Origin of the sequence: uncultured Lactobacillus sp. (genome assembly GCF_945290125.1) — a bacterium.
GTDB lineage: Bacteria > Bacillota > Bacilli > Lactobacillales > Lactobacillaceae > Lactobacillus > Lactobacillus rizhaonensis.
The window spans coordinates 26,528-38,749 of record NZ_CALYQV010000014.1 but is presented as its reverse complement, the minus strand read 5'-3'; the positions used below and the strand labels follow the sequence as shown (position 1 = coordinate 38,749).

General features: G+C 37.1%; 11 protein-coding genes and 1 pseudogene. 8 read left to right on the top strand and 4 right to left on the bottom strand.

Annotation, left to right across the window (positions count from 1 at the left end; translation table 11 throughout):
• Window positions 1-81: 81 nt before the first annotated feature.
• The 6 genes and pseudogenes from Q0K80_RS10370 (at window position 82) to Q0K80_RS03880 (ending at window position 5,210) form a co-directional block, all read left to right on the top strand.
• Entirely contained in the window at window positions 82-270 is a 189-nt protein-coding gene (locus tag Q0K80_RS10370) for an SLAP domain-containing protein (RefSeq protein ID WP_365935014.1), read from the top strand.
• 5 nt (window positions 271-275) lie between these two features.
• Window positions 276-434 (top strand): annotated as a pseudogene (locus tag Q0K80_RS10365) (SLAP domain-containing protein); the annotation flags it as partial.
• A gap of 243 nt (window positions 435-677) precedes the next feature.
• Window positions 678-980, top strand: a complete 303-nt coding sequence (locus Q0K80_RS03895) for a hypothetical protein (RefSeq protein ID WP_294603419.1) — start codon at window positions 678-680, stop codon at window positions 978-980.
• Window positions 981-1,029: 49 nt separating this feature from the next.
• Window positions 1,030-2,280, top strand: a complete 1,251-nt coding sequence (locus Q0K80_RS03890) for a MucBP domain-containing protein (RefSeq protein ID WP_294603417.1) — start codon at window positions 1,030-1,032, stop codon at window positions 2,278-2,280.
• Window positions 2,281-2,583: 303 nt separating this feature from the next.
• The gene (locus Q0K80_RS03885) at window positions 2,584-3,510 is read left to right on the top strand and encodes a P1 family peptidase (RefSeq protein ID WP_294603415.1); all 927 of its coding nucleotides are present in this window, start codon (window positions 2,584-2,586) and stop codon (window positions 3,508-3,510) included.
• Between the two features lie 83 nt (window positions 3,511-3,593).
• A complete protein-coding gene (locus tag Q0K80_RS03880; RefSeq protein ID WP_294603412.1) occupies window positions 3,594-5,210 on the top strand; it encodes an alpha-glucosidase in 1,617 nt (538 codons plus the stop codon).
• A 172-nt stretch (window positions 5,211-5,382) separates the two neighbouring features.
• On the opposite strand, the gene Q0K80_RS03875 is transcribed toward Q0K80_RS03880, so the two are convergent.
• On the bottom strand, window positions 5,383-5,889 hold the full coding sequence (locus Q0K80_RS03875; protein ID WP_294603409.1) for an O-acetyl-ADP-ribose deacetylase: 507 nt from the start codon (window positions 5,887-5,889) through the stop codon (window positions 5,383-5,385).
• A 416-nt stretch (window positions 5,890-6,305) separates the two neighbouring features.
• On the opposite strand from Q0K80_RS03875, the gene Q0K80_RS03870 reads away from it, so the two are divergent.
• Window positions 6,306-7,598: a gluconate:proton symporter gene (locus Q0K80_RS03870; protein ID WP_294603406.1), complete on the top strand. Its 1,293-nt coding sequence runs from the start codon at window positions 6,306-6,308 to the stop codon at window positions 7,596-7,598.
• Window positions 7,599-7,651: 53 nt separating this feature from the next.
• Window positions 7,652-8,539: a dihydrodipicolinate synthase family protein gene (locus Q0K80_RS03865; protein WP_294603404.1), complete on the top strand. Its 888-nt coding sequence runs from the start codon at window positions 7,652-7,654 to the stop codon at window positions 8,537-8,539.
• 141 nt (window positions 8,540-8,680) lie between these two features.
• Here Q0K80_RS03865 and Q0K80_RS03860 read toward each other — a convergent pair whose 3' ends face one another.
• From Q0K80_RS03860 to Q0K80_RS03850, 3 genes are all read right to left on the bottom strand, one after another.
• Window positions 8,681-9,538 carry a sugar ABC transporter permease gene (locus tag Q0K80_RS03860; RefSeq protein WP_294603401.1) on the bottom strand — a complete coding sequence of 286 codons (858 nt, stop codon included), beginning with the start codon at window positions 9,536-9,538 and terminating at the stop codon, window positions 8,681-8,683.
• 2 nt (window positions 9,539-9,540) lie between these two features.
• Window positions 9,541-10,899 carry a sugar ABC transporter permease gene (locus Q0K80_RS03855; protein WP_174794679.1) on the bottom strand — a complete coding sequence of 453 codons (1,359 nt, stop codon included), beginning with the start codon at window positions 10,897-10,899 and terminating at the stop codon, window positions 9,541-9,543.
• 66 nt (window positions 10,900-10,965) lie between these two features.
• Window positions 10,966-12,189, bottom strand: coding sequence for an extracellular solute-binding protein (locus tag Q0K80_RS03850; RefSeq protein WP_294603396.1), 1,224 nt, complete (start codon window positions 12,187-12,189; stop codon window positions 10,966-10,968).
• Between the last annotated feature and the right edge of the window lie 33 nt (window positions 12,190-12,222).

The window sequence follows — 12,222 nt, the reverse complement described above, 5'->3', positions numbered from 1 at the left end:
GCTTTGGCTACCGCCTTAGGTGCAGCCTGGTTTGGTCGCAAAAAAGACTAGCTAAGTTTTAATTAATAAAGAATGTTTTAAATTACTATCTATCATAATTCATATCTTTATGGTCACAATGGAAGTCGTAAAACAGGTAAATATTATAGTGGCACGAGCATTACAACTCACGGTAAGACCTATATTCAAGGTAGAGAATACTATAACTTGGGTAATCATAAGCTTGTCAAAACTAATAAAGTTTCTGGAAGCAGCCATAGGCTAAACTAAAACATAACACTTATATTTACACTAGAAAATGTATACGCTATGGACAAAAAGTCCTAAAGAATGCACACTTGGTTAAGACTTATGGAGACGCTATCAGGATACATCATAAGTCGTACTATATTGTAGGTAAAAACCAATATGTAAAGAAAGCTAACTTTAGATAATAAAAAATACTTTTTATAAATAAAGAAACCCAATTAGTAGGTGTCGCTGCTAATCGGGTTTCTTTTTGCTTGGAATAATAACTCTTAGTGAGTAAGCAAGCCAAATTAACTATTTGTTCTTTTCAAATAAAAGTGTATAAATTATGTTAATAAACTAAAAGGATGTATAATACCTATAATAAAGTATAAGATAAATATTAATCATATATACATTTATTTTATTGCTGAAGAAGGAATAGTAACATGAGTAAGAAAAAGAATTCTAAGCAAGCAGAAACTTCATTAATGTACTTTAGCATTGCTGCCAGCTTAAGCTTATTATCCATGACCCCTAAAACAGTCAAAGCTGATGAGACAGTGCCTTCATCCCTTACCAAGCAAACTGTTGCTGGTAAAAATTCTGCTAACAATAAAGTTGCTTCCCCTAAATCTACCACAAACGATCAACCAAAAGTTAACACTCCAGAGACGCCTCAATTTCAAGATTCAACCCCTAATCCAAGTCTTGATACTTTTAAGTGGGGAAGCCCTCGATGTCACTTATAGCAACCATGTAGTTACTGTTCCCGGCGGCAGTGTTACTCAATCCGGATCTATGGCCTATATTAATGGCATTAACAAAGATGATATTCAGGAAGTGAAGTTTACTGGTCAATTAAAAGTTAATTCGGCTGCAGAAATGTTCAGGGGCTTACCTAATTTAACTAAAATTACCGGTCTAAAAAATCTTGATACATCTGATACCATTGACATGAGGTACATGTTTACAGATTGTAGTAACTTAAAAGAACTTGATCTCAGCAGTTTCGTCATAGATCCCGGTATTGACAAGGGTTATATGTTAAATGGACTTACTAAATTGAACACCTTTAAACTGGGTAAAAGTACCCATATTAACGAGTCATATCTTGATACTCCAGGAACATGGGTTAGTGTTGGCAATGGCACTGAAGACGCACCACAAGCAACCCAGAAATTGAATTCCAATGATTTAGCGTCCCAAAGAATTGATGACACGTATATCCGTCCGGGTGCAGCTATTAAGGCTTTTTATTTAGATACTGACGGCAAGTCTATTGCGGATGAAACAAGTTTAAATGGTAAAATCGGTAACAGCTATAAATTGACACCTAAAACAATTCCAGGTTACGTTATCAAGGAAATTCCCGCTAACGCTACTGGCTTTTTCACTGATCAGCCGCAAAGTGTCAAGTTTATTTATTCCGCTGTTCCCGTATCCGTCCCTTCTACTCCAGCCGTTTCAACCCCAATCAAAGCCGCGAATGTGATTGTTCATTATCAAGATGAAAGAGGCAATAAACTTGCACCCGATACGGTATTACAGGGTAATGTCGGCGATGGCTATATTACCTCTCTTGTAGAAATTGCTGGCTATACGCTAAAAACCAGGCCTGAGAATGCTACCGGCTTTTACAATGATCAAAATCAAGACGTTACTTACATTTACACTAAAAATGCTACTGGTTTAAGTTCTGTTACAAGAACTGTTTTCCACAATTCATATGTTTATGATGAAAATGGCGTCCGTAAAAAGGGTGAGTATTTTGCTGGCGAAACGGTCAAAACTTATAGTACTAAGCTAATTCAAGGCAAAAAATACTATGATTTAGGCAATAATGACTTTATCAAAGCAGTTAATATAACTGGGGTAACCCGTAAATTGAAGCATAATGCTTATCTCTACACTAAGAAAGCTAAACGCTTGGGTCGCAAGGTACTGAAAAAGAAATATACGATAACAACATATGGTGGCGCTATTAAAATTAATCATAAGTTATACTATATTGTTGGTAAGAACCGTTATATTAAAAAAGCTAATTTTTAGCAATTTAAAAATAATTAAATAGAAAAGTTCTGACTCTCTGTCAAAACCAGTTGAAAAAGATTAAACGAAAAGAATCAAACCGTTAATAAACTGTTTGATTCTTTTTCTTTGCCTTGTTTTCTGTCAATCCGATCCTAGCTAGCAGATTGTGGAAATTGGTATAGCAAAAAGCTGTGCGCTATGCTTTATTTACTACCTACTCTTGCGTCAGATTGTCTTTGTAGAGTTGTTTTTGTCTTGCATAAAAATTAACGAACCGTTTAAATAAGAGAAGAAAATTTCTAAAAAACAAAAGGAGTAAAAATGGGACTTAACAAACCACTTTTATTTGCGCTTAGCGATACTAAGCCTGGACCAAAAAACTTAATTACAGATGTTGCCGGAGTTACAGTTGGCCATAAGACAATTGTAACTGATAGACTCAGAACCGGTGTCACTGTAATCAACCCTTGCCCAGATAACATTTTTCGGGAAAAAATGCCAGCTGCTACACATGTGATTAACGGTTTTGACAAAAGTACAGGTCTAATTCAAATTAACGAACTGGGGACAATCGAAACGCCTCTGGTGTTAACAAATACTCTCAGCGTGGGCACTGCCTCGACAGCTTTGGTTAAAAGAATGCTGGCCGAAAACCCTGAAATTGGCCTTTCAACTGGCAGCGTTAATCCAATCATTATGGAATGTAATGACAGCTCAATTAATCATATTCGCGATTTGGGTGTCACTGAAGATGACGTTAACGATGCTTTTGCAGCTGCTACAACTGATTTCGCTGAAGGAGGCGTTGGTGGCGGTACAGGTATGCGCTGCTATGAACTCAAAGGTGGTATTGGCTCTGCATCAAGGCAAGTCGAGATTGACGGTAAAACCTTTACAATGGGCGCGCTAGTCATGTCCAATTTCGGTCTTGGTATTGGCATTACACGCACTGGCTCCTTTAGTGGTAATGGCAGCGGTGAAGTTACCCTAGCCTTTTCTACCGCCAACCGTGTAAGTCATTTCCCTGACCACGAATTAAGCACAATTCAGGCAATTACTGATGACAAAATTGACCGCTACTTTAGGATTACAGTTGATATAGTTAATGAAGCCATTCTTAGTTCTTTGGCTCACGCACAAACAACACCAGATCATGACAGTAAGCCAATGTTATGCTTAAAAGATGCTCTATTGCAGCTGGACAATGATGAAGAAGCGCTGCAATTACGCTCAGATTTAGGACTTTAATTAGATACCGGTAACATTAATTCTCATTATTCTGCAGTGTTATAATTAACAGATAATGTTAGCGATTGCAAAGGAGAGTTAATATGACACCTTGGTGGAAAAATGCAGTAATTTATCAAATTTATTCCAAGTCCTTCCAAGATAGCAACCGGGATGGTATCGGAGACCTACCCGGCATTATTAGTCACTTGGATTATTTGCAAAAATTGGGGATCGATGCAATTTGGCTTTCGCCAATTTATCAATCTCCCGGCGTCGATAATGGGTATGATATTGCTGATTATGAAGCAATTGATCCGCAATATGGCACTATGCAAGACATGGATAAGTTGATTAGTGAGGCTAAAAAACGCGGCATTCGGATCATCATGGATTTAGTTGTTAATCATACTTCTGATCAACACCAGTGGTTTATTGAAGCACGCAAAAGTAAAGATAATCCTTACCGGGACTTTTATATCTGGCGTGATCCTGTTGCTGGCCATGAACCAAATGACTTAAAATCTGACTTTTCAGGTTCTGCCTGGCAATTTGATGATCAAACGGGCCAGTATTACTTACACTTTTTTGCCCCGCAACAACCAGATTTGAATTGGCAAAATCCGCAATTACGGCACAAAATATACGACATGATGAACTTCTGGCTTGATAAAGGCATTGGCGGCTTCCGGATGGACGTAATTGAACTGATTGGCAAGGAACCTGATCGCAAAATTCGCGAAAATGGTCCACAACTTCATCATTATATTCAGGAAATGAACCAGGCAGTTTTAGCTAACCGCGACGTAGTCACTGTTGGCGAGACTTGGAGTGCCGACCTTGACAGCGCCCGCAAATATTCAGATCCCGCTCGGCATGAACTCTCTATGATTTTTCAGTTTGAAGATCAAAATATTGATAAACAACCGGGAAAGTCAAAGTGGGATCTCAAGCCGTTTAAAGCTAGTGATCTTAAAGAAGTCTTGCTTAAATGGCAGACACAAATAGATTATAACCATGGTTGGAACAGTTTGTTTTGGGAAAATCATGACATTCCCCGTGTCATTTCACGTTGGGGTGATGATGGTAAATACCGCGTACAATCTGCCAAAATGTTTGCCATTGCCTTACATTTAATGCGTGGTACACCATATATTTATAATGGTGAAGAAATTGGTATGACTAACTGCCCGGTCAAAGATATTTCAGAAATTGAAGACCTCGAAAGTATCAATATGTATAATGAGCGAATCAAGCAAGGTTATACCAAAGAAGAACTTATCAGGTCAATCAATGCTAAAGGACGCGACAATGCCCGCAGGCCGATGCAATGGTCAACGGCTAAAGCTGCTGGCTTTACTACTGGTAAGCCTTGGTTGGCACTTAATCCTAATTATCACGATATTAACGTTCAAGCTGCTTTGGCGGACCCACAATCAATTTTTTATACCTATCAAAAACTCATTAAATTACGTCATGAAAACGAAATTATCACTAATGGCAGCTTTATTCCTGTTCCTGCAAGCTCTAATGTCTTGGCATATTATCGTGAACTTGCTGGTAAGCGCTGGTTAGTCGTTGCCAATTTGACTGGTAGTGCCGAACAGTTTTCTGCACCAGATGAAATTGATCAAGTTTTAATTAGTAACTATAATGCACCGCAATCACTTAACAACATTAACTTAAGGCCATATGAAGCCTTTGCCGTGATTGTAAAATAAATAATAAAAGCTTTATTTGTGCGAAAATACCCCCAAATTTGTCCTAAATTTGGGGGTATTATTGTGACTAAATTACCAAAATAAGATTTATTAATTAAAAGGATAGCTCAACATTAGTAAGATTAATTTTCGAAAAACAATTGAAAATAACCTTTTTAATCTTTACTCAAGCTTATTTTTTAAGTTCTGCTCGGTATAACTCTGCCGTTTTGACATCAAAGGCACACATAATAACTTCCATTTGATAGTCGGAATATTCCGTAAGCCAATTCTGCACGGCTGCAAAAGCAATATGGGCAGCTGGTACAGCTGGAAAACCGTAAGCCCCAGTAGAAATTGCCGGAAAAGCAATGCTATGCAGATTATGATCTTTAGCCAAATCTAACGAATTTATATAACAGTCCCTTAATAACTCATTATCTTGTTTAGAACCTGAATAAATTGGTCCCACAGTATGAATGACGAACTTGGCAGGCAGCTGATACCCTTTGGTAATCTTAGCCTGGCCTGTTTCACAGCCATGAAGCTGTTTGCACTCGGCTAGCAGCTGTGGTCCAGCTGCCTGATGTATTGCACCATCAACGCCCAAGCCACCTAATAAAGACTTGTTTGCGGCATTAACAATTGCATCTACCGTTAATTTAGTTATGTCGCCTTGAATAATTTTGATCTTCCCCATAAGTATAGCCTCTTTTTATTTTATTCTAAACCCAAAAAGATTTTTTGCTTAAAATGTTATCTGTAAACTCTCTTTTATAATTAAATATTTTCAGTCAAAGTCTCAAGATTAGGTAATTCAACATCATAAAAACTCTTTATTTTGCCAATAAAATTACCCATCTTAGTTTCTATTAAAGCATTGTTTTAAGGTATATGTGTATGTGATCAGCAAAAAACTTTCCCAAAAGTATTGCTTTTTTCTTCCCAATGTATCAGAATTAAACATAGGTAAGCGCTTACCTAAAAAATATATTTATTGCAAATAAAAAAGATAGTGAAATAGTTAAGTCTTTGACTAAATTACTTATTCGGTTTATTTGTAGTTTTATACTATCAATTTAGATCTGTTTTTAAGCTAGTTAGGGAAGAAAAATTATGGTTTCATATATAATTCCGATTTTACTATTAATCAGCTTTTTCCTTTTTATTTATTTCATACTAAAGGGCGGCAATTTAACAATTGGCCTATTTGTGATGGCTATCTTGTGGGCTATCATTGGACTTGTTCCCTTTGACACAGCTATCAAGAAAATATTCACTGAACCAGTTCTTGGTTATGGACCAACAATTATTTATATCATCTTTGGTTCATGGTTTGGCCGAGTGCTCGTTGAAAGTGGCATAGCTTCTTCTATTTCTGAAGAAACAAATAGGATTGGTAAAAAGAAGCCTTTATTATCGGCAATTTTAGTTTTATTGGTTACTTCGTTTATTTTTATCAGTGCATACGGAGTTGGCTCAGTTATAGCTATCGGGGTAATTTTATTACCGATTATGCTATCAGTAGGTATTCCGCGCGACTTGGCTTTAACAACTTTTTGTTTAGCTATCGGTGCGCCAATGTACATTAATGTGGTTTTATTTAATCAAATAAAGCCTTTCTTTCCATCCGTTACCTATGATAATAAATATCTGAAATTCGCTTGGATAGCAGCGATTATCCAACTGGCATTCGTAATACTTCTGCTAGTCTTAAATCGCAAAAAAATCGACCCTGCAAAAGCACAAGAAAATCTCGCAGTTATTGGTGCCAAAATTGATAACAGTGATCAGAGACCAAAAATTTCAAAAATTGCTTATATAGTACCAATTGTCCCAGTCGCAATGAATATGCTTTTTAAGTGGGATGCTGTACCGTCACTTACTTTAGCTGCAATATTAGCCATGCTTTTGACGAAAAAAATGAATAACTATAAGAAATTAGTAGATTTCATTAATGATACTGTCAAAAAAGCTATATCAGATATTGCTGGTTTAATCATGTTCTTAATGGCACTGACAATGTTTACAGGAGCCGCCAAAATTGACGCAGTTCATTTTAAGCCCCTATTCAGTGCAATTTTGCCTCATGGTCACTTAATATTAGCGCTGATATTCGGAGTATTAGCTCCGTTAGCACTATTTAGAGGTCCTCTACACGTTTGGGGAGCTGGTGCGGCTACTGCTGCAGTTCTTTCAGGTACCCATTTATTCAGTGATTATTTTTTACTACCACTGTTACTGATTCCAAGTTTACTTGCAGTGTCTACTGACGTTACACAGTCTTGGAACATTTGGGGACTTGATTATATGAAAGTTGATACTAAGAGTTTCCTAAAATATGGGGTGCCAACAATGTGGATTGTGTCTATTATCAATGAAGTTGTGGCCTTTATGTTTTTCGGCTAAATATTAGTTAAAATTGGAAATTAAAATTATTATACAGAAATGGAGACAGAAAGATGAAGAAAGAATATATTTGCCCTATTTTGACCATTTTAAAAGATGAAAGTACTGTAGATTTTGATGCTATGCATAAGCTGTATGACCGCCTGATTGAAGATGGAATTTCAGAAATTGCTCTTTTAGGCAGTTGTGGAGAATTCTATGCTCAAACCTTTGAAGTTTGTCAATCTTTAGTAGAAGATGCAATTAAGTATATTGACCACCAGACTAAAGTTCTAGTCGGTGCCAATCGTATGGATGATCAATTAACTATTAAATTTGCTAACAAAGCTCTGGAACTTGGTGCAGATGGCATTTTGCTGGTAGGACCATATTACATGTCTTGTGATAGAGCTGGTATTATTACCTTCTATAATAAGATGGCTAAAGCTATTAAAGGTGATATTATAATCTACAATTATCCTGACAGAACTGGTTATGATGTTAACGCTGACATTCTCTTAACTTTATTAAAAGACAATTCCAATATTGTCGGAATTAAAGATACTGTTGGCGACGTTAACCACACTCTCAACACTATCAAAGTTGTAAATGCAAAGTACCCTGAATTTAGAGTTTACACTGGTTATGACGGTAATGTAATTGATGTAGTTAAAGCTGGCGGTCAAGGTGTAGTAGGCGGATTATCTAACCTCTACAGTCATGTTTGTGTTGACTTGTTAAGAAACTATGAGGCCGGTAATGATGAGCAAGTAGCAAAAGAACAAAAGACAATTGCTGAAGCTTCTGAACTATTAAATATAGTTAACCCATTTATGACTTTATTCAAATATATTCTCGATCAAAGAGGAATTCCGAATAACGTTGTAGCTTTAACACCATCTTCTCCAATGTCAGATGAACAAAAGCAAAAAGCTTTAAGCATTTATGACAAGACAATATAAACTAGTTTATATATGACATACAAGGCTTGGTTCTGATGCAATAGGTTGGAAGCAAACCTTTTTTATTGTTCTGTTTTTATATGAAAATTTTGAGTAACAAAAAAATGCGACTCTTGTGAGCCGCATTTTTCTTACTAAGTCCTATCCCTTTTCTGCGCCAGCCGTAATACCGTTGACGTAAAACTTCTGCATGAAGACGAATAAGATCGTGATTGGAATAGCGATAATCACACAACCAGCAACAAACTCCGCAAAGTACGCGGTAGCATTGCCCTTAGTGTTGTGCACCATGTTATAAAGTCCGTACGCAATTGTGTATGTTTTAGGATTGCCAGAGGTTGACAAAATAATTCCCGAGAAAATAAAGTCAGTCCACGGACCAATAAAGGCTGTTAAAGCAGTGTAAACTATCATAGGCTTAGCTAATGGCAAATCAACGTGCATGAAGATTTGCCATTTAGTGGCCCCATCAATTTCAGCAGCTTCATCTATTGAAAATGGTACCGTGTCAAAGAAGCCTTTAGCAACGTAGAATCCCAGTCCGGCTCCACCGACATACACCAGTAGCAGGCCACCAAGGTTCAACATGTTTAAGCCCTTTAAAATGTAATAAAGAGCAATCATTGACATAAATCCAGGAAACATTCCTAAGACCAGTGCAATCTGCATGAACGGCTTTCTAAACGAAAAGCGTAACCGTGATAAAACATAAGCAACCGAAATCGTTAAAAAAGTAGAAATGATCATTGAAAGTATAGAAACGATCAAGGTGTTAATAATCCAGCTGACTAGTGGATACTGCGAATTAGTAAAAATACCAATGTAGTTGTCAAAAGTGAATTTGTCAGGCCAAAAAGTTGAAACAAATCCCGTATCATTATAGGAAAAACTGGCTAATATTATCCAGATAATTGGTAAAATCCAAGCTACAGCCAGGATAATCAATAATAGGTAACGAAAAATGAGTGAAAGGCGTTTTTGATTTTGATATGATTTCATTTTTAGCCCTCCTTAAAAGCATTGGTATGACGGTATGCAATTAATGAAAATACCGCACTAATAATAAAGATGAGGATACCCAAGACCGCTGACGCATTGTAGCGCTGCTCCTGACCAAAGGTTAAGTTGTACAGCCACGTTACCAACAGGTCGGTAGAACCCGCACCATTATACTTGTTATTCATTGGTGCTCCTCCAGTTAACAGGAAGATCACGTTAAAGTTATTAATATTACCAATAAACTGTTGAATAAGAGAAGGTGCCATCACAAATAATATTTGTGGAAAAGTAATTGATTTAAATACTTGTAAAGCATTAGCACCATCAATTTTTGCGGCTTCAATTTGATCTGTTGGCAAATTTTGAATAATCGCAGTTGAAACCAGCATTGAAACCGGGATACCGATCCACATATTAACAATAATAACAGTTATTCGTGCTACCAAAGGTGAGGCTTGACTGTCAATAAAATGTAACGGATGAGAAATCCAGCCGATATTCATTAAGATATTGTTGAGCGCGCCCTGATAGTCTAAGAACTGAGCCATCATTAATAAAGAAACAAACTGAGGTACTGCCCAGACAATCACAAAGATTGTCCGCCAGAAACCTTTATGTTTTATTCCTTTAGATTCAATCAACAAGGCAAGCAAAACTCCAAAAAAGAATGTTGTGGCCGTAGCGGCTACCGCCCAGACGAGTGTCCAGCCCAAAACTGGGAAGAACGTGCCTGAGAGGTCACCACTAAGGACATTGCCAAAAGCTTGAAATCCTGTCCAAGAAAAGGCAATTGGGTGTTGCCGGTTATAGTTGGTAAATGCCATTGAAATCATAAAGATTGTTGGCAAAATGGTAAAACAGAGAATACCGATGATTGGAAAAGTCATCAGAGTATCATGCAAACGAGAATCAAACAAGTTTGCCAGTTCTTCTTTATTGGTTAAAATGTGTTTGCCATCCCGCTGGAGCACATAATTTTTTCTGGTAGAGCGCAGATTGACAATGTATAAGTAAACCATTGCAATACAAATAATAATTGCCAGTAATCCAAACAAAAGAATCAAAACGGAGTTTGAAGGCTGCTTGGTAATATAAACGCCTTGTGCGTTATCATAAACAACCTTTTTATTTTTTATTGGTCCCAAACTTGACAACATACTAATTGCGGATATGCCACTAAAAACAAACCAAGCAATAAAGGCCACTTCTGCCAGCAATAATGCTATACCTTTTACCCATTGCTTATTTGCCAAAGCATTGGAACCCATAAAAAAGAATGATAATTTGGTAGCAATATTGCCTTTAGACCATACTTCCTTAAAGGTTGCCTCAGGTGCCGCATGTTTTTTCTTTCTAAACATAATTCTTCCTCTTCTTGAACAAAAAGGTTGGGCACTACTTGTCCAACCTTTAAGTGTTTTAATTAACTATTTCTTTGATGAGTGCTTAGCTAATTTATCAAGTTGTGCTTTATATTGATCAGGTTTAACTTTACCATCATATGCACCATTGATTAGAGGAGGAACATCGTTCCAGAAGACAGACATTTGTGGTAATTTCGGCATCAAGACTGAATTGCCAGGTTTAGACATTTCAATTACCGCATCAGCAACTGGATCGTTCTTAATTACTGAATCATTAACTGCTTCCTTAAGAACAGGAATTTGACCAGCTTCTTTGTGAGCAATTAATTGTGACTTTTTATCTGTAATAAATGCTGCTAATTGTGATGCAGCCTTAGGACTCTTGGTATGAGCATTAACAGCGAACCCTTCGATTCCCAAAAAGGCCTGCATTTGCACATTCTTGCCACCAACATCAATCATTGGGTACTTAGCAACAGCAAAGTTCTTACCTAAAATCTTCTTAATGTTAGCCGCGTTCCAAGGACCATCCAAGATGGCTTGAGCGTTGCCCTTCTTCAATTGGTTCAAAGCATTAGAGGTCTGCATTACGCCCTTGTTATTCTTTTGCTCTGCAAACCACTTCAATGCGTTAACACCTTTAGCAGAATTAAAGGTTGAGCCCTTCAAATCTTCACCACTGTCACCATAAAGCTTTGTACCAGCAGAGAAGAATACCGGCCACATAACATAAGCGTTAGTAAAGTCTGTTGCCACAACTCCCTTTGAAGTTAAAGTCTTCCAGTCTTTTACATCGCTTGCTGACAATTTAGACTTGTTGTAATAAATTGTTTGTGCCTGTTGTGCATAAGGATAAGCATAGATCTTGCCTTTCCAGGTTACACCTTTAGCCGCAACGTCAATGTAATTAGATTTAATATTGTTACTATCTTTTGGTGACAGCGGGTTAATATAACCAGAATCTGCCAGTTGACCTAATTGATCATTTGGTGCTTCAAAAACATCGGCTGCTTTTGAAGGGTCCTTGCCCACATCAGTTTTAGCATTAGCTGATCCGGTTGGATTTTGCGTAACACGCACTGAAATGTTCTTATGTGATTTAGTAAAATCACTGGCAATTTTCTTGTAGTATGATACCTGGTTAGTATCAACCCATAAAGTCAGCTTGGTATTTTGATTACTGCTGCTGCTTGATGAAGAATCTGATTTACCATTAGAACATGCTGCAAGTGACATTGCAGCTAAAACTGCTGTACTTCCTAAAGCTACTTTCTTCCAAATACTCATGTTATTTACCTCCTAATATAAAACAACATGTTT

Coding starts and splice junctions, on each gene's coding strand:
- Q0K80_RS03895 (WP_294603419.1), top strand. CDS start 678: ATGAGTAAGAAAAAGAATTCTAAGCAAGCAGAAACTTCATTAATGTAC.
- Q0K80_RS03890 (WP_294603417.1), top strand. CDS start 1,030: ATGGCCTATATTAATGGCATTAACAAAGATGATATTCAGGAAGTGAAG.
- Q0K80_RS03885 (WP_294603415.1), top strand. CDS start 2,584: ATGGGACTTAACAAACCACTTTTATTTGCGCTTAGCGATACTAAGCCT.
- Q0K80_RS03880 (WP_294603412.1), top strand. CDS start 3,594: ATGACACCTTGGTGGAAAAATGCAGTAATTTATCAAATTTATTCCAAG.
- Q0K80_RS03875 (WP_294603409.1), bottom strand. CDS start 5,889: ATGGGGAAGATCAAAATTATTCAAGGCGACATAACTAAATTAACGGTA.
- Q0K80_RS03870 (WP_294603406.1), top strand. CDS start 6,306: ATGGTTTCATATATAATTCCGATTTTACTATTAATCAGCTTTTTCCTT.
- Q0K80_RS03865 (WP_294603404.1), top strand. CDS start 7,652: ATGAAGAAAGAATATATTTGCCCTATTTTGACCATTTTAAAAGATGAA.
- Q0K80_RS03860 (WP_294603401.1), bottom strand. CDS start 9,538: ATGAAATCATATCAAAATCAAAAACGCCTTTCACTCATTTTTCGTTAC.
- Q0K80_RS03855 (WP_174794679.1), bottom strand. CDS start 10,899: ATGTTTAGAAAGAAAAAACATGCGGCACCTGAGGCAACCTTTAAGGAA.
- Q0K80_RS03850 (WP_294603396.1), bottom strand. CDS start 12,189: ATGAGTATTTGGAAGAAAGTAGCTTTAGGAAGTACAGCAGTTTTAGCT.